This window comes from Streptomyces lycii (genome assembly GCF_009735685.1).
Lineage (GTDB): Bacteria > Actinomycetota > Actinomycetes > Streptomycetales > Streptomycetaceae > Streptomyces > Streptomyces lycii.
This window is the reverse complement of the sequence record NZ_WHPN01000298.1, coordinates 1-20533: the sequence shown is the minus strand read 5'-3', so window position 1 is coordinate 20533 and position 20533 is coordinate 1. Positions and strand designations below refer to the sequence as shown.

Sequence of the window (20533 nt, the reverse complement as noted above, 5' to 3'; positions counted from 1 at the left end):
GCCGTCGCGCCTTGCCGGACCGGGCGGTCCCGGCCCTTGCCGGACACCGCGCACAGGCGTTCGGGCACGGGATGCCACGATGGGCCGGCAGGACGCCCCGGTCCGCCCGGACCGGCCCTGGCGCGGGAGGGGACCGTTCCGGATAGGGTCGCGGGGCGCGACCGCCTGATCGAGGCAAGGGGTTTCTAGTGCTGGACGCAGCGGCATCCGCGACGGCAGACGTGCTGATCGCGGCGGACAAGTTCAAGGGCTCGCTCACGGCCGTGCAGGTCGCCGAGCACGTCACCGCGGGATTGCGCCGGGTGATGCCGGACCTGCGGGTCGCGGCCCTGCCCGTCGCGGACGGCGGCGACGGCACGGTCGACGCGGCCGTGGCGGCCGGGTTCGAGCGCCGCGAGGCCGCCGTCACGGGCCCGCTCGGCAACTCCGTCACCGCCTCCTACGCCCTGCGCGACGGCACCGCCGTCGTCGAGATGGCGGAGGCCTCGGGCCTGCGGCACCTGCCGACCGGGGTCTTCGCGCCACTCACCGCCACCACCTACGGGACCGGCGAGCTGCTGCTCGCCGCGCTGGACGCGGGGGCCCGGACCGTGGTCCTGGGGGTCGGCGGCAGCGCCACCAACGACGGCGGGGCCGGCATGCTGGCCGCGCTCGGCGCCCGGCTGCTGGACGAGGACGGCGACCCGGTCTCGCACGGCGGCGGACCGCTGCGGGAACTCGCCGAGGCGGACCTCTCCGGTCTCGATCCCCGGCTCGCCGGCACCGAGATCGTCCTCGCGAGCGACGTCGACAATCCGCTCACCGGCCCGAAGGGCGCCGCCGCCGTGTACGGCCCGCAGAAGGGCGCCAGCGACGAGGACGTCGCCACCCTGGACACCGCCCTCGCGCACTTCGCCACCGTCCTGGAGCGCTCCCTGGGACCACGCGCCGCCGAGCACGCCCTCGCGCCGGGTGCGGGCGCCGCGGGCGGTGTCGGGTTCGGCGCGCTGGCCGGGCTCGGGGCGGCCTTCCGGCCGGGCATCGAGGTGATGCTCGACGTGCTCGGCTTCGCGCCCGCCCTGGAGCGCGCCGGCCTGGTCATCACCGGCGAGGGCTCGCTCGACCAGCAGACGCTGCACGGCAAGGCGCCCGCGGGGGTCGCCGCGGCGGCGCGGGCGCGGCGCAAGCGGGTGGTGGCGGTGTGCGGCCGGCTGGCCCTGCGCCCCGCGGACCTGGCCGCGGCGGGCATCGAGGGGGCGTACGCGCTGACGGACCTGGAGCCGGACCCGGCCGTCTGCATGGCGCAGGCCGGGCCGCTGCTGGAACGCCTCGCGGAGCGGCTGGCCACCGAGCGGCTGCGCTGACAGCGCCCGCCCGGGGGACGGGGACGGGACAGTCGTTGCGCCGGGCAGCGGCCCCGGGTGCGGGCAGCCGTTCCGCGGCCGGGATGCAGACCCCGTTCCGCCTCGCGGAACGCATGGCCCGCGAACGCCATGACCAGGACGTCACAAGGGCCCCGAGCCGGTCGGCTCGGGGCCCTTGTGACGTCGTGCGCCGTGCGTCGTGCGGTGGCGCGTTACGGCAGCTGTGCCGCGCGCGCCTCCCGGCGGTTGTCGCGGAAGGTGTTCACCCGCCGCGCCGTCGCGAAGAGCGGAATCACGGCACCCAGCACCACCTGGAGCGCGCAGCCCGTCTGGAGCAGCAGCTGTCCCCCGGGCGCGTCGAACGCCCACGCGGCCAGCAGTCCCATCGCCAGCACGATCCAGCTCAGCATGGCCACCGCGAGCAGCCCGCGGGGCTTGGGGTACTCGACGCGGCTCACCATCAGCCACGCGACCCCGATGATCGCCAGCAGGGTCGGCACGAACGGCAGCTCCAGCAGCACGATCGAGACGACCGTCAGGGCGCCGAAGGGGCTCGGCATGCCCTGGAAGACGCCGTCGGGCAGCGTCACGCAGGAGAACCGCGCAAGCCGCAGCACCACCGCCAGCAGCACCACGACGGCCGCCACGGCCGACATCCGCTGGTGCGCGTCGTCCGCGACCATGCCCCAGACCACGACGAAGTACGCCGGTGCCAGCCCGAAGCTGACCAGGTCGGAGAGGTTGTCCAGCTCCGCGCCCATCGCCGAGCTGCGCAGCTTGCGCGCCACCAGCCCGTCGAACAGGTCGAACACCGAGGCGAGCAGCATCAGCATCACGGCGGTCGCGGCGCTGTGCCGCGCCATGCCGCCGTCCTCGCTGCCGGTGAGGTGCGGGATCAGTACGCCGGTGGTCGTGAAGTACACCGCCAGGAAGCCGCACGTGGCGTTACCCAGGGTGAGGGTGTCCGCTATCGACAGGCGCGTCGACAGCGGCATGACGTCGTCCTCGTCCACATCGGCCTCGGGGACCCACGTGGTACGGGGCTCGGGATCAATCACGGTCAAGGCGCGTCACCCCTGCTTGAGTGGCCTGGCCCACTTCCACGGCCGTCTCGATGCCCTCCGGGAGGTAGATGTCCACCCGGGAGCCGAAGCGGATCAGGCCGATGCGGTCCCCCTGCTCGACCTTGCAGCCCCGCGGCACGTACGGCACGATCCGGCGCGCCACGGCGCCGGCGATCTGCACCATCTCGATGTCGCCGAGCTCGGTGTCGAAGTGCCAGACCACCCGCTCGTTGTTCTCGCTCTCCTTGTTGAACGCCGGTACGTATCCGCCGGGGATGTGCTCGACGGAGGTCACCGTGCCCGCGAGCGGGGCGCGGTTGACGTGGACGTTCAGCGGGCTCATGAAGATCGCGACCCGGGTGCGCCCGTCCTTCCACGGCATGATGCTCTGCACCACGCCGTCGGCCGGCGAGATCACTCTGCCCTGGGTGATCTCGCGCTCGGGGTCACGGAAGAACCACAACATGCCCGCCGCCAGAGCGGTGGCGGGCACGGCGGCCGCGGCCCAGCGCCCGGAGCGCCGGGCCCGGGACAGGCTGAGGGCGGCGGTGGCCACGGTCGGGAGGAGCCACGGCGATGCTCCGCGCGCAAGGCGTCCCTTGGGGAATCCCGAACGCGGTGCAGAGGATTGGCTGTGGGGCATGGATGACCTTCGTAGCGGATGATGCCGCGCTGCAAACGGGGGACGGCGGCTTTCCGGGGATCGTATCGGTTTCGAGCGGTAACTGGGCAAGCCGACCGCCGAGTCGGTGTCCGAAGAGCGATCACCCCGGGTGAGCCGCTGTGCCCTCCGCCTCGGGAAAAACTGCCCCAAGCGGGAACAATCAGCTCTCCGCCCGGTACTCCTCGAGCAGTCGGCGGCCGATGATCATTTTCTGAATCTCGGCGGTACCTTCTCCGATCAGCAGCATCGGGGCCTCGCGGTAGAGGCGCTCGATCTCGTACTCCTTCGAGAAGCCGTAGCCGCCATGGATCCGGAACGCGTCCTCGACGACCTCTTTGCAGTACTCGGAGGCGAGGTACTTGGCCATACCCGCCTCGAGGTCGTTCCGTTCCCCGGAGTCCTTTTTGCGTGCTGCGTTGACCATCATCGCATGGGCGGCCTCGACCTTGGTAGCCATCTCGGCCAGTTTGAACTGAATTGCCTGGTGCTTCGCGATAGGCTTGCCGAAGGTGCTGCGCTGCTGCGCGTAGGAAACTCCCAGCTCGAAGGCGCGCTGGGCCACCCCGCAGCCCCGGGCGGCGACATTGACACGCCCGACTTCGACACCGTCCATCATGTGATAGAAACCGCGTCCGGTGGCGCCGCCGAGCACCCGGTCGGCCGGGATCCGCAAATCGTCCATGATGAGTTCCGTCGTGTCGACCCCCTTGTAGCCCATCTTGTCGATCTTCCCGGGGATGGTGAGGCCCGGGCGGACCTCGCCGAAGCCGGGCTCCTTCTCGACCAGGAAGGTCGTCATGGACTTGTGCGGGGCCGTCCCCTCCGGATGGCCCTCGTCGGTGCGGCAGAGCACCGCGACCAGCGTCGAGGTACCGCCGTTGGTGAGCCACATCTTCTGGCCGTTGAGGACGTAGCCGTCGCCGTCCCGGACACCCTTGGACGTGATCGCGGACACATCGGAGCCGAGGCCCGGCTCGGACATGGAGAAGGCGCCGCGCACCTCGCCGGCCGCCATCTTCGGCAGAAAGTAGTCCTTCTGCTCCCGGGTGCCGTGCTGCTTGAGCATGTACGCCACGATGAAGTGGGTGTTGATGATGCCCGACACGCTCATCCAGCCGCGGGCGATCTCCTCCACGCACAGGGCGTACGTCAGCAGGGACTCGCCGAGGCCGCCGTACTCCTCCGGGATCATCAGCCCGAAGAGGCCCAGCTCCTTCAGCCCCTCGACGATCTCGCTGGGGTACTCGTCGCGGTGCTCCAGCTCGGTCGCGACCGGCAGGATCTCCTTGTCGACGAATCCCCGGACGGTGGCGAGAATCTCCTGCTGGATGTCGGTCAGCCCGTGGGTCTGCGCCAGGCGGCTCATCGCTTCTCCTGCCTCTGCGGGTTCTCGGGGGCGGGTTCCCGCAGCTCGGGCCTGCCGGGCTGCTCTCCGCCGCGCTCCTCGGTGTAGCTCTCGGTGGGCACCATCACCTTGCGCCGGAAGACGCAGACCAGCGTGCCGTCCTGCTTGTAGCCCTTGGTCTCGACGTGCACGATCCCGCGGTCGCTCCTGGACCGGGACGGCGTCTTGTCCAGCACCGTCGTCTCGCCGTAGAGCGTGTCGCCGTGGAAGGTCGGCGCCACGTGCCTGAGCGACTCGATCTCCAGGTTGGCGATGGCCTTGCCGGAGACGTCGGGCACGGACATGCCGAGCAGCAGCGAGTAGATGTAGTTCCCGACCACCACGTTCCGGCCGAAGTCCGTCGTCTTCTCGGCGTAGTTCGCGTCCATGTGGAGCGGGTGGTGGTTCATGGTGAGCAGACAGAAGAGGTGGTCGTCGTACTCGGTGACCGTCTTCCCGGGCCAGTGCTTGTAGACGGCACCGACTTCGAACTCTTCGTAGGTACGTCCGAACTGCATCGGGATCAGGCCTCCGGCGGGGTGAACTTGGTGGTACGGGTCATGCCGGCGGCCCGGCCCTTGCCGGAGACGACGAGCGCCATCTTGCGGCTGGCCTCGTCGATCATCTCGTCACCGAGCATCGCGGAGCCCTTCTTGCCGCCCGCCTCGGAGGTGCACCACTCGTAGGCGTCAAGGATCATCTCGGCGTGGTCGTAGTCCTCCTGCGAGGGCGAGAAGATCTCGTTCGCCGCCTCGACCTGTCCCGGGTGCAGCACCCACTTGCCGTCGAAGCCCAGCGCGGCCGCGCGTCCGGCGACCTCCCGGAACGCGTCCACGTCGCGGATCTGGAGGAAGGGCCCGTCGATGGCCTGGAGGTCGTGGGTGCGGGCGGCCATCAGGATCCGCATCAGGATGTAGTGGTAGGCGTCGGCGCCGTAGCCGGGCGGCTGCTGGCCGACGACCAGGGACTTCATGTTGATGGAGGCCATGAAGTCGGCGGGGCCGAAGATGATGGTCTCGGTGCGCGGTGAGGCGGCGGCGATCTCGTCGACGTTCACCAGGCCCTTGGCGTTCTCGATCTGCGCCTCGATGCCGATCCGGCCCACCTCGAAGCCCATGGTCTTCTCGATCTGGGTGAGCAGCAGGTCCAGCGCGACCACCTGGGAGGCGTCCTGCACCTTGGGCAGCATGATGCAGTCCAGGTTCGGGCCGGCGCCCTCGACGACCGTGATCACGTCGCGGTACGTCCAGTGGGTGGTCCAGTCGTTGACCCGCACCACCCGGGTCTTGCCCGTCCAGTCGCCGTTGTTCAGCGCGTCGACGATCGTGTGCCGGGCTCCCTCCTTGGCCAGCGGCGCGCAGGCGTCCTCCAGGTCCAGGAAGACCTGGTCGGCCGGGAGGCCCTGGGCCTTCTCCAGAAAACGCGGGTTGCTGCCGGGCACGGCCAGGCAGGAACGGCGCGGACGGAGGCGGTTGGCGCCTGCTTCGGGTGCGGGGGCGGTCATGCGTGCTCCTCCAGGAGGGGGTGAGGGTCGAGCTTGTTCGCGATCCGGATCTCGTCGACGATACGTCCGACGATCTCCGTGATCCCGAAGTCCTTCGGGGTGAAGACGGCGGCGACTCCGGCCTCGCGGAGCGCCCGGGCGTCGGCGGTCGGGATGATCCCGCCGACGATGACCGGCAGGTCGGCGGCACCGGCCCGGCGCAGCCGCTCCAGCACGTCCGGCACCAGCTCGGCGTGCGAGCCGGACAGGATGGAGAGGCCGACGCAGTGCACGTCCTCCGCGACGGCCGCCGCGACGATCTGCTCCGGAGTGAGCCGGATGCCCTGGTAGACCACCTCGAACCCGGCGTCGCGGGCCCGTACGGCGATCTGCTCGGCGCCGTTGCTGTGCCCGTCCAGGCCGGGCTTGCCGACCAGCAGCCGCAGCTTGCCGCCGCCCAGCTCGCGCGCCGTACGGGTGACCTTCTCGCGGACGGCGGCCAGCGGGGTCCCGTGCTCCGCGGCGACGGCGAGCGGCGCGCCGCTGACGCCCGTGGGCGCCCGGAACTCGCCGAACACGTCGCGCAGCGCCCAGGCCCACTCGCCGGTGGTGACCCCGGCGCGGGCGCATTCGAGGGTGGCCGGCATGAGGTTGCTGTCGCCCGCGGCGACGGCCTTGAGCGCGGAGAGGGCCTCCTGGGCGCGGGCCTCGTCGCGCTCGTCCCGCCAGCGGTGCAGCGCCTCGACCACCCGGGCCTCGTTCTCCGGGTCGACCGTCATGATCGCGGTGTCGAGGTCGGCGGTGAGCGGGTTGGGCTCGGTGGTCTCGTAGCAGTTGACGCCGACGATCTTCTCCTCGCCGGCCTCGATCCGGGCCCGCCGCTCGGCGTGCGAGGAGACCAGCCGGGACTTGAGGTAACCGGACTCGACGGCGGCCATGGCGCCGCCCATCTCCTGGATGCGCTCGATCTCGGCCAGCGCCTCCTCGACGAGCGAGCCGACCTTGGCCTCGACGACATGGCTGCCGGCGAAGATGTCCTCGTACTCCAGCAGGTCGCTCTCGTGCGCGAGGACCTGCTGGATCCGCAGCGACCACTGCTGGTCCCAGGGCCGGGGCAGGCCCAGCGCCTCGTTCCAGGCGGGCAGCTGGACGGCGCGGGCGCGGGCGTCCTTGGAGAGGGTGACGGCCAGCATCTCCAGGACGATGCGCTGGACGTTGTTCTCCGGCTGCGCCTCGGTCAGGCCGAGGGAGTTGACCTGCACGCCGTAGCGGAAGCGGCGCTGCTTGGGGTTCGTGACGCCGTACCGCTCGCGGGTGACCTTGTCCCAGATGCGGCCGAAGGCGCGCATCTTGCACATCTCCTCGACGAAGCGGACGCCCGCGTTGACGAAGAAGGAGATCCGGGCGACGACGTCGCCGAACTTCTCCGGCGGCACCTGTCCGGAGTCGCGGACCGCGTCGAGGACGGCGATGGCCGTCGACATGGCGTACGCGATCTCCTGGACCGGAGTGGCTCCGGCCTCCTGCAGGTGGTAGCTGCAGATGTTGATCGGGTTCCACTTGGGGATGTGGGCCACCGTGTACGTGATCATGTCGGTGGTCAGCCGGAGGCTCGGGCCCGGCGGGAAGACGTGCGTCCCGCGGGAGAGGTACTCCTTGACGATGTCGTTCTGCGTCGTCCCGGAGAGCTTGCCGAGGGTGTCCCGGTCCAGGCCCTGTTCCTCGGCGACGACCTGGTACAGCGCCAGCAGCCACATGGCGGTGGCGTTGATCGTCATCGAGGTGTTCATCTGCTCCAGGGGGATGTCCTGGAACAGCCGGCGCATGTCGCCGAGGTGCGAGACCGGGACCCCGACCCGGCCGACCTCGCCGCGGGCGAGGACGTGGTCGGGGTCGTATCCGGTCTGCGTCGGCAGGTCGAACGCGACCGAGAGGCCGGTCTGGCCCTTGGCCAGGTTTCGCCGGTACAGCTCGTTGGACGCCTCGGCGGTGGAGTGCCCGGCGTAGGTCCGCATCAGCCACGGACGGTCTTTGTGCCGCTCAGTCATCGCGCCCGTACCTCAGGCGTTCCGGAACCGGTTGATGGCGTCGATGTGCTGGGCGCGCTTCTCCTCGTCGCGCACGCCCATGCCCTCGCGCGGGGCCAGCGCGAGCACGCCGACCTTGCCCTGGTGGACGTTGCGGTGCACGTCGTGGGCGGCCTGGCCGGTCTCCTCCAGGGTGTACGTCTTCGACAGCGTCGGGTGGATCTTCCCCTTGGCGATCAGCCGGTTGGCCTCCCAGGCCTCGCGGTAGTTGGCGAAGTGGGAGCCGACGATGTTCTTCAGCGACATCCACAGGTAGCGGTTGTCGTAACTGTGCATGTAGCCGGAGGTGGAGGCGCAGGTGACGATGGTGCCGCCCTTGCGGGTGACGTAGACGCTGGCACCGAAGGTCTCGCGGCCGGGGTGCTCGAAGACGATGTCGACGTCCTCGCCGCCGGTCAGTTCGCGGATCCGCTTGCCGAAGCGCTTCCACTCGCGCGGGTCCTGGGTGTGCTCGTCCTTCCAGAACCTGTAGCCCTCGGCGCTGCGGTCGATGATCGCCTCGGCGCCCATCCGGCGGCAGATGTCCGCCTTCCGCTCGCTGGAGACGACGCAGATCGGGTTGGCGCCGCCCGCGAGCGCGAACTGCGTGGCGTAGGAGCCGAGTCCGCCGCTGGCGCCCCAGATCAGGACGTTGTCGCCCTGCTTCATCCCGGCGCCGTTGCGGGAGACGAGCTGGCGGTAGGCCGTGGAGTTGACCAGGCCGGGGGCCGCCGCCTCCTCCCAGCTCAGGTGCCCCGGCTTGGGCATCAGCTGGTTGGACTTGACCAGGGCGATCTCGGCGAGGCCGCCGAAGTTGGTCTCGAAGCCCCAGATCCGCTGCTCCGGGTCGAGCATCGTGTCGTTGTGGCCGTCGGCGGACTCCAGCTCGACGGACAGACAGTGCGCGACGACCTCGTCGCCGGGCCGCCAGGCGTTGACGCCGGGGCCGGTGCGCAGCACGACGCCGGCGAGGTCGGAGCCGATGACGTGGTACGGCAGGTCGTGCCGCTTGGCGAGCGGGGACAGCCGGCCGTACCGCTCCAGGAACCCGAAGGTCGACACGGGCTCGAAGATCGAGGTCCAGACCGAGTTGTAGTTGACGGAGCTGGCCATCACGGCGACGAGTGCCTCGCCGGGGCCGAGTTCGGGCACCGGCACGTCGTCGAGGTGCAGCGACTTGCGCGGGTCCTTGTCCCGGGTCTCCAGGCCGGCGAACATCTCCTGCTCGTCCTTGTGGACCGTCACGGCCCGGTAGGACTCGGGAAGCGGCAGGGCGGCGAAGTCGGCGGACGTGGTGTCCTCCGCGACGATGGCGTCCAGGATCTCATTCACGATGGGGCCTCCGGCGAAGCGCTGGGGAAAACGCTTGAGGGAACGCTGGGGTCTTGTGGGTCGCTGTGCCGTCGGTTCGGCACAGAGTGCGGCTCGCACTGGGTCCGCACGGTGGTGCTGGTCTGCTGCGGCGCCGGTGGGCGCCCGAGTTCCCGGACGGGTCCGGGGTTCCGCCTGTGACGCAGGCGTTCCGGGCGCACGGCTCAGCCGTTGGGACAGCGCCCCGAACGAGATCCACCGTATGACACCGCGTGCCACTCGACAAGGCACTGCGTGCCAAGAATTTCTCTCAGTCGTCGCACGGCCCGCGCACATGAGCGAGAAACGGCCGCCCCGAGGGGGCGGCCGTCACGGTGTGTGCGCTGTCGTGCTCGCTCAGTCCTTCTCCGGGGCCGGTCCGGTCCCCTGCCGCGGCCCGGTCACTTCCGGTGCGGGGGGCGGCTCGGTCCGTCCGCGGGGCAGTGGTTCTTCCGCGGGGCAGTGGTTCTTCCGCGGGGCAGTGGTTCTTCCGCGGGACCGCAGCCTGCCCGCGGGGCCGCAGTCCTTCCGCGGGACCAGTCCTTCCGCGGGGCCGCTCAGTCCTTCTTCAGGGCCTGCTCAGTCCTTCTTCAGGGCCTGCTCGATGGTGCGCATGACCTCGCTGAGCGGCGCGTCCGTCCGCGAGACGGTCACCAGCACCTCGTCGGTGCGCGACACCCCGGCCGGGGCCCGGCCCCGCTCGCCGCCGGGGCGGCCCGCGCCGCCGATCCCGCTGCCGAACGTGTCCCGGACGATCGTGAAGGCCTGGTCCAGCTGTGCCTCCACGTCGCCCTCGCCGCCCGCACGCAGCCAGCGCCGCAGCACGTGGTTGTGCGCGGTGACCACCGCGGACGCGGCGACCTCGGCGAGCAGCGGGTCCACGTCGCCGTCGCGGTGCGCCCGCTCGTCGAAGTGGCCCAGCAGATAGCGGGTGAACAGCCGCTCGTAGCGGGCGACCGAGGCGATCTCCCGCTCCCGGAGCGTGGGCACCTCACGGGTCAGCCGGTAGCGCTCGACGGACACCGCCGGGGAGGCGGCATACATCCGCAGGACCTCTTTGATGCCCCGGCACACGGTGTCGAGCGGGTGTTCGTGCGCGGGCGCCGCCTCGAGCACCGCCTCCGCCCGGACGAGGGTGTCGTCGTGGTCGGGGAAGATCGCCTCTTCCTTGGAGCGGAAGTGCCGGAAGAAGGTCCGGCGGGCGACCCCCGCGGCGGCGGCGATCTCGTCGACCGTCGTCGCCTCGTAGCCCTTCGTCGCGAACAGCTCCATGGCCGCGGCCGCCAGCTTCCGCCGCATGGACAGCCGCTGGGCAGCGGCCCGGCGGCTTCCGGAGCCGGAGCTCTCCGGGGACGAGCCCCCCTTGACGGTCGAACGCGGCGTGCGGGGGGACTTGAGCGGCTGAGCCATGTGGGGAACGTAACACGCCTCGTCGTGGCCGTGCGGGGGCGGACCGCCCGTCGGTTGCAGCAGTCCGCCCCACCCCGGTGGCCGGTCAGGCCCTCGCATACTCGCGGAAGCCGCGCCCCGTCTTGCGGCCGAGGCAGCCGGCCGCCACCAAGTGCTCCAGCAGCGGCGCCGGAGCCAGGCCCGGCTCGCGGAACTCGCTGTGCAGCACCTTCTGGATCGCGAGCGAGACGTCCAGGCCGACGACGTCGAGCAGCTGGAACGGGCCCATCGGGTAGCCGCCGCCGAGCTTCATCGCGGCGTCGATGTCGTCGAGCGAGGCGTAGTGCTCCTGGACCATCTTGACCGCGTTGTTGAGGTACGGGAACAGCAGCGCGTTCACGATGAACCCGGCGCGGTCGCCGCAGTCCACCGGGTGCTTGCGGATCCCGCCGCAGACCTCGCGGACGGTGGCGTGCACGTCGTCCGCGGTGAGCACCGTGCGGACCACCTCGACCAGCTTCATCGCCGGGGCCGGGTTGAAGAAGTGCATGCCGATGACGTCCTGCGGCCGGGAGGTCGCCCGGGCACAGGCGACGACCGGCAGCGAGGAGGTCGTCGTGGCGAGCACGGCACCGGGCTTGCAGACCTTGTCGAGCGTCGCGAACAGCTGCCGCTTGACCTCCAGGTCCTCGGCGACCGCCTCCACCGCCAGGTCGACGGAGCCGAACGCGTCGAGCGAGGCGGCCGGGGTGATCCGGGCGAGGGCCTCGTCCCTGGCCCCGGGCGTCATCCGGCCCTTGTCCACGGAGCGGCCCAGCGAGCCCGCGATCCGCTTCCTGGCCTTCTCCGCCTTCTCCTGGCTCCGTGCCGCGAGCACCACGTCGTACCCGGCCTTGGCGAACACCTCGGCGATACCGCTCGCCATGGTGCCCGAGCCCGCCACACCGACGGAGCGCACCGGCCGGCCCGCGGCCCCGGCGGCGTCCTGCCCCGGGGTCAGCTCGTCCGGCACGATCTCCGAGCCGCCCGGCCGCGCGTAGCTGTAGAAGCCACGGCCCGCCTTGCGGCCGGTCAGGCCCGCCGCTTCGAGCTGCTTGAGCACGGGCGACGGCGCGTGCAGCCGGTCGCCGGACTCCGCGTACATCGCGTCCAGGACGGTGCGGGCGGTGTCGACGCCGATCAGGTCCAGCAGCGCCAGCGGGCCCATCGGCAGACCGCAGCCGAGCCGCATCGCCGCGTCGATGTCCTCGCGGGTCGCGTACTTGGCCTCGTACATCGCCGCGGCCTGGTTCAGATAGCCGAACAGCAGCCCGTCGGCGACGAATCCGGGCCGGTCGCCGACCGCCACCGGCTGCTTGTCCAGTTCCTCGGCGAGCGCCGTGACGGCGGCGACCGCGGCCGGGGCGGTGAGCACCGAGGAGACGACCTCGACCAGCTTCATCACCGGGGCGGGGTTGAAGAAGTGCAGGCCCAGCACCCGTTCGGGGCGGGCGGAGCCGGCGGCGAGCTTGGTCACGGACAGCGCGTTGGTGCCGGTGGCCAGGATCGTTCCCGGGCGGACGACGGCGTCCAGCTCGGCGAGGACCCGGCGCTTGAGCTCGTAGTCCTCGGGCACGACTTCGATCACCAGGTCGGCGTCGGCCGCCGCCCGCAGGTCGGAGAAGGTGCGGAAGCGCGCCAGGGCCTGCCGCCGTTCCTGCTCGGTGAGCCGCTCGCGCCGCACGGCGCGGGCGGTCGACCGCTCCAGGGACGCCACGGCCTCCCGGGCGGCGTCGTCCCGGACGTCGATGCCGATGACCTCGCGCCCGGAGCGGGCCAGGATCTCGGCGATGCCCGCGCCCATGGTGCCCAGGCCGACGACGGCGACGGTCGCCAGGGACAGCGGGGAGACGGCGGGGGAAGCGGTGGAGACGGGATCAGTGGTGGACATACGGTCCATCGCGGGACTCCAGAGAGTGTTCCCCGGGTACGGGGAGAGTGACGACTGAGGGTTTTTTCGCGGGCACGCAACACGGGCGTGCCGGCCAGGAGAGGTGCGCTGAACACACGGGCACCGGGCCCGGCGGGACGACCGACCGGCCCTGTCCCGGGGCCGACCGAGGAACGTCCGGCACGGAACCGACCGCGCCGGAGCACGCGGCGCTCGGGGCGCCACGGGAGAAGACGGCTGCGTCACCAGGCCGTCCGAGCAGGATGTGCTCGTGACCGGCAGCGTAACTCGCGGGTAACGGTGTAGGCCAGGGGTAGTTCGAAGTCGTGTGCTGTGGCCCGCGCCACCCCGGTACCGCTCGCGGAGAGCCCGGAGCAGGACGCGCGCACGTCCACAGACAGATCCAGGAACCGGGAAACCGGAGAACCGGAAAAGGGGCCGCACATGGACGACGAGGAGTTCCGCGGGCTGGCCGAGCGGGTACGGGGCGAATCGGCCGGTGCAGGACAGAGCGCCGCCTGCCAGGAGCTGACCCGGCTCGCCCGGCGGGCGCTGCGCGACGACGGGCCGGCCGCCCGGGACGAACTGGCGCTGGTGCTCACCGAACCCGGACAGCCGCTGTGGGCCCGGGAGTTGGCCGCGTTCGCGCTGGGCTGCGCCGGTGACCGGCGCGCGTTCGAGACCCTGGTCCTCCTCCTCAACCACCGGGACCCGCCGCGCTGCGCCGCTGCCGCGCAGGCCCTGGCCCGGCTCGGCGACCCGCGGACCGCCCGGGCGGCCGCCGCGCTGGCCACCAATCCGCTGCGCACGGCGTACGCGCTGCACCCGGTGCGGCTGCTGACCGCGTTGCGCGCCCCGGAGTCCGTACCGGCGCTCACGGCGACGTTGGAGCGGCTGCTCGCCGCGGGCGGCCAGGGCGGGGTCGCGGTCTACGGGCGCATCGCGCTGGCCTGTGTCGAGGGCCTCGGCGAACTGGGGGACCCCCGGGCGGTCCCGGCGCTCACGGCGGCCACCGTCCATCCCCGGCTGAACCGCGCGGCGGAGCAGGCCCTGCACAGGCTGCTGCCGGAACCGGCTTGAGCCGACGGGCGCCACCGGACCGGGGCCCGGGCGGGGATACAGCGGAAACCCGGCGGACTCCGGTCCCGGGACGGCCTCCCGCCGCCGCCGCGGCCGGGTTCAGGTGCGTGCCTCCAGGTCGCGCCGGGTGTCGTCGCCGTAGATCCCGTCCTCGTCGCCGCGGATGCCGTACCAGAGCTGGAAACGGGCGACCGCCTCGGCGAGCACGGCGTCATAACGGCCGTCCCTGCTGCCGCCGGTGTAGACGTCCGGGATGCGGGAGAGCCGGTTCTGCAGATCCACCACGTCGGGCCCGGAGTCACCGGGGCGCAGCACCTCCGCCGCGCCGGCGCCCTCCGGCGGCACGGCTTCCGGTCCGGGTTCCGGGGCCGCCGGGGCCGGTGCTCCCGCGGACGGCGGCCGTTCCCCGGTGCCGTCCTGCCCGAGCGACTGCAGGGCCAGGGCGGCGGCGAACCCGGCAGCCCCCGCCACCAGCACCGCGCGGAACCGCGGCCGGCGTCCGCGGCGCGCGCGAGGCGGGTACACGGGCCCGGCCGGGATCCGCGGCAGGTCCGCGGTGTCCTCCTCGGCGTGCCGGGCCCGGGCAGCCGCACGCGCGCGGGAATGTGTCCCGGGCGCCGCGCTGCCGGACGGACGGGTCCCGGGAGACGGACGGTCGCGCGGACCGGATCGGGGAGCCGGGCGGTCGTGCGGACGGGGCCGGGGAGCCGGGCGGTCGCGCAGGTACGCGGCGTGCGGGGCGTCCCCGGGCCCGGGGTCACCGGCGGTCCCCCGCCCGTCCGCCGGTGCCTCCGACCGGAACAGCTCCAGGTCGTCCATCCAGGACTCCGGCCCGGCCCCGCCGTCCTCCGGATGCGCCCCCGGCGGCCGGATCTCCCCGGCTCTGAAGACGCCGGTCGGCTCGATCACCCGCCGCCCGGGGGGCCGTCCGGAATCGGGACCGGTGTCCATGTCGCCTCCTGCGCCTCGCCCCACGCCCTCACCCAGTGATACGGAACGGGGCGCCGGGACGCTCAGCCGGACGCGTGGCGGCACGACTCCGCCACGGATACGGGGCTGCACGGCTCCGCCACGGATACGGGGCTGCACGGCTCCGCCACGGACACGGGACGGCACAACTCCGTCACCGGCAGCGGTGGTTGGGGGAGGAAGAAAGGACGCGCCCGGCCAACGGGACGGGAGGGCCGGCGGCCGACGCCGACGCGAGCGCGGACGCGGACGCGATACGGCCGGGCGGTCGCGGAAGCGAAGCGGCCGCCCGGCTCCCGCGTCGGCGTCCCGCGGCCGGGCCGGGCCGACGACGGGCGCGACGTGGCAGGGCCGGCCACGGACCCGACCCGTCCCCGGACCCGGACGTAACCGGACCCGGTGTGACCGGGCCGGGCACGGACCCGGTGTGACCGGGCCGGGACAGACCCGGTGTGACCGGGCCGGGCACGGACCCGGGACGGACCCGGTGTGACCGGGCCGGGCCGGGCACGGGTCCGGAACGGCCGGGCGCACCGCCGGTACCGCCGCCCGTACCCGGTCCGGTTCACGCCTCGGTGCCGCCCACCCACGCCAGGGTGTCCGAGCCGCCCTTCTCCCAGTCGATGGTGACGCTCCCGCCGCCGTCCGACTTGGTGGCGATCCCGTTGAGGAACTCCTCGTCCTCGCCCTCGCCGCACTTGAAGGCGAGCCCGAACTTCCCGTTGCCCGCGCTCTGTCCGATGCCGATGCAGATGCCCTTGCCACCGGGGTCGATCCACGAAGAACCGTGCTGGTCCTTCATCTCGCCCGAGGTCTGCTTCGCACCGATGGTCAGCGTCAGCGCGTCCTCCGACTGCCACTGGCCGGTGAAGTCGCCGGCGGCGGGCGGTGGTCCGGCGGTGTCCCCGCCCGGCACCTCCTCCGTGGGCTCGGGAGTCGGCTCCTCCACGGCCCCGTCGGTGGGCTCCTCCGTCGGGTCGTCACCGGTGCTGGGGGTGGCCTCGGCGCTCGCGCTGCTGTCGGCGACGGGCTCCTTCTCCCCGTCGTCGCCGCCGCCCACCACCGCGTAGACCCCGCCTGCGACCAGCACGATCGCCACCACGGCAGCGCCGATGACGGCGGCGAGCTTCTTCCCCGACCAGCCGCCTCCGCCGGGCGGCGGCGGGGGCGGATAGCCGCCGTACGGCTGCTGCTGTCCGTACGGGCCCGGCTGCTGCCCGTACGGGCCCGGTATGCCGTATCCCTGCGGCTGTTGGGGTTGCTGTGGCTGCTGGGGGTGCTGGGGCTGCTGGGGATATGCCCCGTACCCCTGCTGCGGGGGCGGGTAGGCGTAACCCGGCTGCCCGGCCGGGTACTGCGGCGCGCCCGGGGCACCGCCCGGCGGTGGGGCCTGCGGCGGCGCGGGAGGCTGCGCCGGGGGCTGCTGGGGCTGTCCGCCGGGCGGCTGGGGCGGGCCGTAACCGTCCTGCGGGGGCTGACCAGGTGGCTGGGACATCAGGGGATTCCTCTGCGAACGAGCCCAGCGCTCAGGCCGCCTTCTCCCGCTCACCCGGATGCGACGCGCACCCGGAAGGCCCCCGTCACCCCGGACCCGCCACGTCTCGTTCCGTCACGACCGTGCAGCGGGTGCGCCCCCATCATCCCCCACCCGGGGCCACGGCGCACCGACGGCCCCGGCCGCACCCCCCTCGGGCGGTACGACTCGCTCCGTTTCCGCGCCCGTTGTGCGGCTCTTCCGTCCCGGGCGGCCGGTCCGCAGAACCGGCGGATCCCGCGGCCGCCCGCCGTCGCGGCCCGGTCGGAGCCGGTCCGGGCAGCCCCGCCGCGTACGGGCAGCCCCCGCCCGGACCCGGCGGGGGCTGCCCGAACACGGGCCGGACGCACGTCCCGCGGCCCGGACGGCACGGACCGCCACACGGACCGCCGCACGGGCCGGCACACGGGTGACCGCACGGGCCGGCACACGGACTGCGCCGTTCACCTGCCGCGGCACGACCGTGATCGGCACAATGGAACGGTGCCTGAGTACATGGAACTTGAGCTCGCCGACGGCGCCGCCGTACGGCTCGAGCTGGCGGCGGCCGGAGAGCCGGCGGCGGTCGTGGCGGACGGACCCGACCTCCCGGAGGGTCTCGGACGGGTCACCCCGGTCGGACGCGGCGGCCGTGCCGCCGCGCTGGCGACGGGCACGCTGCGGTCCGCGCTGAGCCCGCTGGGACCGCTGCTCCAGGAGATCCACCACTCCGTCACCGGCTCCGGCGGGCCCGTACCGCAGGAGCTGACGGTCGAGTTCGGTGTGCAGATCGGCCAGGATCTGAAGCTGGGCGTCGTCGGGGCGGGAGCCCAGGCGACCATGACCGTCACCGCGACCTGGCACCCCGCTCCCCCGCAGGGCTGACCCGTGGGCTGGTTCCGGCATGCCTCCCACCCCGCGCCCGTGGTGTCCGTGCTCGGCCGCCGGCACGGCAAGGCGTCCGGGGCGGCCGCGCTGCTGACTCCCCGTGCGCTGCTGACCTGCGCCCACGTGGTGAACGACGCGCTGGGCCGGGACATGCTCAGCGAGGCCCCGCCGCCTGCCGGTCACCCCGTCGAGATCGCCTTCCACGGCGCGGAGGGAGTGCGGCGGCGCAGCGCCCGGGTCGGCGTGTGGGTGCCGCCGCAGCGCACCTCCCCGGTGCTGTGGACGGGGGACCTGGCCGTGCTGGAGCTGACGGAGGACGCCCCGGACGGGCACCGGCCGGTGGTCTGGCAGGACATGGAGGAGGGCTGCTCGGTCCGCGCCTGGCACGGCGGCGGCGAGGCCGTCACCTTCGCCGACACGAAGGTGAAGTTCCGCGACGGCAGGTTCGGCTATCTCGACGGGGAGCTGTCCGGTGCGGCCATCGGCCCCGGTTTCAGCGGCGGCCCGCTGTGGTCCGTCGAGGACGCGTCAGTCGTGGGCCTGGTCGTGGCGCATCTGATGCCGGACGGCCCGCTGAACGGCCAGCAGACGGTGCGCCGCAGCTGGGCGGTGCCGTGGCAGACGGTACGGGAGGAGCTGGACCGGGCCGGCGCGAGAGCCGTGCTCGGGGACTGCCGGGTGCTGTCCGCGCCGGCGTCGGAGTCCGACCCGGTGGCCGCCGAGCTGGACGGCTGTCTGCGCGCGCTGCTCGGTGATCCGCTGCTGCGGGCCGACAGCGCCCGCGCGCTGGCCGCCGAGCTGGGCTGGCCGCCGCCCGCCGGCGGCTCCGCGCCGGCTCTGGGCGAGCTGGTGTCCGTACTGCTGTCGGAGGAGCGGGCGCTGCCGGCGCTCGCGGAGGCGCTGGCCCCGTCCGTGCGCGGCGGCCCCCGGGAGCCCGCCCTGGACTCGCTGCTCGGCCTGGGCGGCCTGACCGCCTCCGGGCTGCTGCTGTCGCCGCGCGAGCACAAGCTGCTGCTGGCCACGCTGCGGCCCGCCGTCGAGGCCGACCCCGCTCTGCTGCCGCGTGCCGCCGCGGAGGCGCTGCGGCATCTGGCGCTGCCTCCCGCGCTGTGCGCCGCGCGGCTGGACCCCGCGGAACTGGACGGTGTGGTGCGGGAGCTGGAGGTGTACTCGGACAGCGGGACGGTGCCCGAGGACTCGGCGCGGGTCCCGGCCCTGGTGCGGCTGGTGGAGTTCGCGGCGGCCGTGCTGCCCGACACCGACCGCGGCACGCTGCACCGCTGGAACGACCGGCTCACGGAACGGCTCGGTGTGGCGCGGGCGGCCCTCGCGCAGCGCCGGGCGGACGCGGCCGCCTGGGCCGGGGAGCGGCCGCGGCCGGTGTCCCTGGTCCTGGTGCGGCTCACCGCCGGCGGCCCGCCGGGGACGTACGGCTGCGAGATCTGGCAGGTGCGGGACGGAGCCGAGTACACCCGGCTGTCCGGCGGCGACGGTGTGCCCCGAGGCGGGGACGAGGTGGCACGGCTGGTCCGGGAGGCGGTGGAGTGCTCGCGGGGCGCCGGCGGTGCGCCGGTGACGGACGTGCACGTGGTGGTGGACCGGGCGGGCCTCCAGCTGCCGGTCGACGAGTGGGACGCGGGGAGCGGCAGCGAGTTCGTGCCGGGGCTGCCGCTGGGCGTGCGGTTCCGGGTCGCGCTGCGCTGCCCGGAGATGAGCCGGCGGGTGCCCAGCCGGGACGGTGAGCTGCGGCGCCGGTGGGAGAGCGGCGGCGCCCAGCCCCTGGTGCTGGACGGGGACGCCGCGGAGCCGCGGGAGGCCGGGCGGCTGCTCCAGACCAGTCACCGGGACACCCGGCAGGTCGTGCTGCACGGGCCGCGGGAGGCGCGGCCCCGGCTCGTCGATCTGTGTCTGGCGCTCGGCGTGCCGGTGGTGCTGTGGGACCGCGCCGCCCACGCGGAGGGCCCGGCGGCCCTGGACCCGGTGGCCCCGGCCGGCCCGCTGCACGGCCTGGCGCACCGCGTCCAGCTCTTCCGGAGCGAGGCTTCCCGGCATCCCGAGCGGTACCCGGCGCGCCCCGCCCTGGTGTGGGAGGACACCGCCTGCCCGCTGCCCGGAGCACTGGAGCTCAAGGATCCCCCGGAAGGAACGGACATCTGATGGCGGAACAGCCTGGCGCGGAACCGAGCGACGGCACGTCCACGGACCGGCCGGAGAACGGCGGGTCCGGCGACGGCGGCGGGCCCGGCGGCCCCGGTGACGGCCCCGGTGACGGCGGCCCCGGCGGTCGCGGTGGCAGCGGTGACGGCGGCGGCCCCGGCAAGGGACCCGGTGCCGGCGGCGGCCCCGGCGAGGGAGCGGGTGACGGCGGCGGGCCGCGGGGCGGCGGCGAGTGGCGGCTGTTCCGCGGGGACGGTGTGGTGCGCACGCTCCCGTTCCCCGAGGCGCCGCCGTGGCGGCGCTTCACCGCAGCCCCGGCGGGCACGGGCGGCGGCGGGCCCGCGCCGTATCTGATCGGCCCCGCCGAGGCGGACGTCGTCAACGCGGCCCTCCATCTGCGCCGTCCGCTGCTGGTGACCGGCCACCCGGGGACCGGCAAGTCCTCACTGGCGCACGCCGTCGCCGCGGAACTGACCCTGGGGCGGGTACTGCACTGGCCGGTCAACAGCCGGTCGACCCTGCACGACGCCCTCTACCGCTACGACGCCATCGGACGGCTGCGCGAGGCGAACCTGCGGCGCGACCGGGACGGCGCCGAACCGGGCATCGGCTCGTACATCCGGCTGGGGCCGCTGGGCACCGCGCTGGTGCCGCGGGACCGACCGCGGGTGCTGCTCGTCGACGAGCTGGACAAGGGGGACGTGGACCTTCCGAACGACCTGCTGACGGTCTTCGAGGAGGGCGAGTTCGAGATTCCCGAGCTCAGCCGGCTCCCGGAGGACGAGGAGCGGGTCGAGGTGGTGACGGCCGATCCCGGCGAGCGGGTGCCGGTGACCCGCGGGCGGGTGCGCTGCGGCGAGTTCCCGGTGGTCGTGATCACCAGCAACGGCGAACGCGACTTCCCCCCGGCCTTTCTGCGCCGCTGCGTACGTCTGGAGCTGCCGGAGCCCGACGAGGAGCGGCTGCGGGACATCGTCCGCGCGCATCTGGGCGACGGGGCGCTGGCGGACACCGACGATCTGCTCCGTGCCTTCCTCGCCCGCCGCACCCCGGGCGAACTGGCCACGGACCAGCTGCTGAACGCCGTGTTCCTGCGGAAGGGCGGTGTCGACCTGGACGCCGACGGCCTGCTCGACGCCGTGCTGCACCGGCTCGGCGGGGCGGTGTAGCACCGGTGCCGGGGCGGCTGCGGAAGGTCCTCGCGGACAGCGGAGTCCAGCTGTCCCGCGAGGAGCTGCTCGACGCCCTGTGGC

16 protein-coding genes are annotated in these 20533 nt (G+C 73.4%); 5 read left to right on the top strand and 11 right to left on the bottom strand.

The window, feature by feature from the left end; genetic code table 11:
* Window positions 1–221: 221 nt before the first annotated feature.
* Window positions 222–1343, top strand: coding sequence for a glycerate kinase (locus GCU69_RS17025; protein ID WP_156206544.1), 1122 nt, complete (start codon window positions 222–224; stop codon window positions 1341–1343).
* A 212-nt stretch (window positions 1344–1555) separates the two neighbouring features.
* Here the strand turns inward: GCU69_RS17025 and pssA are convergent, their stop codons facing one another.
* The 9 genes from pssA to GCU69_RS16980 form a co-directional block, all read right to left on the bottom strand.
* On the bottom strand, window positions 1556–2407 hold the full coding sequence (gene pssA, locus GCU69_RS17020) for a CDP-diacylglycerol--serine O-phosphatidyltransferase (protein WP_176604594.1): 852 nt from the start codon (window positions 2405–2407) through the stop codon (window positions 1556–1558).
* Window positions 2394–3050, bottom strand: a complete 657-nt coding sequence (locus tag GCU69_RS17015; RefSeq protein ID WP_098754360.1) for a phosphatidylserine decarboxylase — start codon at window positions 3048–3050, stop codon at window positions 2394–2396. The genes pssA and GCU69_RS17015 overlap by 14 nt, the downstream gene beginning before the upstream one ends.
* 181 nt (window positions 3051–3231) lie before the next feature.
* A complete protein-coding gene (locus GCU69_RS17010) occupies window positions 3232–4437 on the bottom strand; it encodes an acyl-CoA dehydrogenase family protein (RefSeq protein ID WP_156206542.1) in 1206 nt (401 codons plus the stop codon).
* Complete coding sequence (locus GCU69_RS17005; protein WP_098754358.1) at window positions 4434–4973, bottom strand: MaoC family dehydratase; 540 nt, start codon at window positions 4971–4973, stop codon at window positions 4434–4436. The genes GCU69_RS17010 and GCU69_RS17005 overlap by 4 nt, the downstream gene beginning before the upstream one ends.
* A 5-nt stretch (window positions 4974–4978) precedes the next feature.
* The gene (locus tag GCU69_RS17000) at window positions 4979–5959 is read right to left on the bottom strand and encodes an HpcH/HpaI aldolase/citrate lyase family protein (protein WP_098754357.1); all 981 of its coding nucleotides are present in this window, start codon (window positions 5957–5959) and stop codon (window positions 4979–4981) included.
* Window positions 5956–7986: a protein meaA gene (locus GCU69_RS16995; RefSeq protein WP_098754356.1), complete on the bottom strand. Its 2031-nt coding sequence runs from the start codon at window positions 7984–7986 to the stop codon at window positions 5956–5958. Before GCU69_RS16995 ends, GCU69_RS17000 begins: the two co-directional genes overlap by 4 nt.
* A gap of 12 nt (window positions 7987–7998) precedes the next feature.
* A complete protein-coding gene (gene ccrA / locus GCU69_RS16990; RefSeq protein WP_098754355.1) occupies window positions 7999–9336 on the bottom strand; it encodes a crotonyl-CoA carboxylase/reductase in 1338 nt (445 codons plus the stop codon).
* A 597-nt stretch (window positions 9337–9933) separates the two neighbouring features.
* Window positions 9934–10764: a TetR family transcriptional regulator gene (locus tag GCU69_RS16985; protein ID WP_156206541.1), complete on the bottom strand. Its 831-nt coding sequence runs from the start codon at window positions 10762–10764 to the stop codon at window positions 9934–9936.
* 85 nt (window positions 10765–10849) lie between these two features.
* Window positions 10850–12673, bottom strand: a complete 1824-nt coding sequence (locus GCU69_RS16980; RefSeq protein WP_156206540.1) for a 3-hydroxyacyl-CoA dehydrogenase family protein — start codon at window positions 12671–12673, stop codon at window positions 10850–10852.
* Window positions 12674–13117: 444 nt separating this feature from the next.
* On the opposite strand from GCU69_RS16980, the gene GCU69_RS16975 reads away from it, so the two are divergent.
* Window positions 13118–13753 carry a HEAT repeat domain-containing protein gene (locus GCU69_RS16975; RefSeq protein WP_156206539.1) on the top strand — a complete coding sequence of 212 codons (636 nt, stop codon included), beginning with the start codon at window positions 13118–13120 and terminating at the stop codon, window positions 13751–13753.
* Between the two features lie 99 nt (window positions 13754–13852).
* Here the strand turns inward: GCU69_RS16975 and GCU69_RS33825 are convergent, their stop codons facing one another.
* Window positions 13853–14230, bottom strand: coding sequence for a peptidoglycan-binding domain-containing protein (locus GCU69_RS33825; RefSeq protein ID WP_328630001.1), 378 nt, complete (start codon window positions 14228–14230; stop codon window positions 13853–13855).
* A 1057-nt stretch (window positions 14231–15287) separates the two neighbouring features.
* Window positions 15288–16217, bottom strand: coding sequence for a hypothetical protein (locus tag GCU69_RS34580; RefSeq protein WP_156206538.1), 930 nt, complete (start codon window positions 16215–16217; stop codon window positions 15288–15290).
* Window positions 16218–16739: 522 nt separating this feature from the next.
* Here GCU69_RS34580 and GCU69_RS16960 point away from each other — a divergent pair.
* From GCU69_RS16960 to GCU69_RS16950, 3 genes are read left to right on the top strand one after another with little or no spacing between them, the layout of a single operon-like run.
* Window positions 16740–17120 (top strand): CU044_2847 family protein, encoded by a 381-nt coding sequence (locus tag GCU69_RS16960; RefSeq protein ID WP_170315874.1) that lies wholly within the window; start codon window positions 16740–16742, stop codon window positions 17118–17120.
* A gap of 39 nt (window positions 17121–17159) precedes the next feature.
* Window positions 17160–19280, top strand: coding sequence for a VMAP-C domain-containing protein (locus GCU69_RS16955; RefSeq protein ID WP_218037942.1), 2121 nt, complete (start codon window positions 17160–17162; stop codon window positions 19278–19280).
* Entirely contained in the window at window positions 19280–20449 is a 1170-nt protein-coding gene (locus GCU69_RS16950; protein WP_235978525.1) for an AAA family ATPase, read from the top strand. The genes GCU69_RS16955 and GCU69_RS16950 overlap by 1 nt, the downstream gene beginning before the upstream one ends.
* Window positions 20450–20533: the final 84 nt, after the last annotated feature.

Coding starts and splice junctions, on each gene's coding strand:
- GCU69_RS17015 (WP_098754360.1), bottom strand. CDS start 3,050: ATGCCCCACAGCCAATCCTCTGCACCGCGTTCGGGATTCCCCAAGGGA.
- GCU69_RS17010 (WP_156206542.1), bottom strand. CDS start 4,437: ATGAGCCGCCTGGCGCAGACCCACGGGCTGACCGACATCCAGCAGGAG.
- GCU69_RS17005 (WP_098754358.1), bottom strand. CDS start 4,973: ATGCAGTTCGGACGTACCTACGAAGAGTTCGAAGTCGGTGCCGTCTAC.
- GCU69_RS17000 (WP_098754357.1), bottom strand. CDS start 5,959: ATGACCGCCCCCGCACCCGAAGCAGGCGCCAACCGCCTCCGTCCGCGC.
- GCU69_RS16995 (WP_098754356.1), bottom strand. CDS start 7,986: ATGACTGAGCGGCACAAAGACCGTCCGTGGCTGATGCGGACCTACGCC.
- GCU69_RS16985 (WP_156206541.1), bottom strand. CDS start 10,764: ATGGCTCAGCCGCTCAAGTCCCCCCGCACGCCGCGTTCGACCGTCAAG.
- GCU69_RS16980 (WP_156206540.1), bottom strand. CDS start 12,673: ATGTCCACCACTGATCCCGTCTCCACCGCTTCCCCCGCCGTCTCCCCG.
- GCU69_RS16975 (WP_156206539.1), top strand. CDS start 13,118: ATGGACGACGAGGAGTTCCGCGGGCTGGCCGAGCGGGTACGGGGCGAA.
- GCU69_RS34580 (WP_156206538.1), bottom strand. CDS start 16,217: ATGTCCCAGCCACCTGGTCAGCCCCCGCAGGACGGTTACGGCCCGCCC.
- GCU69_RS16950 (WP_235978525.1), top strand. CDS start 19,280: ATGGCGGAACAGCCTGGCGCGGAACCGAGCGACGGCACGTCCACGGAC.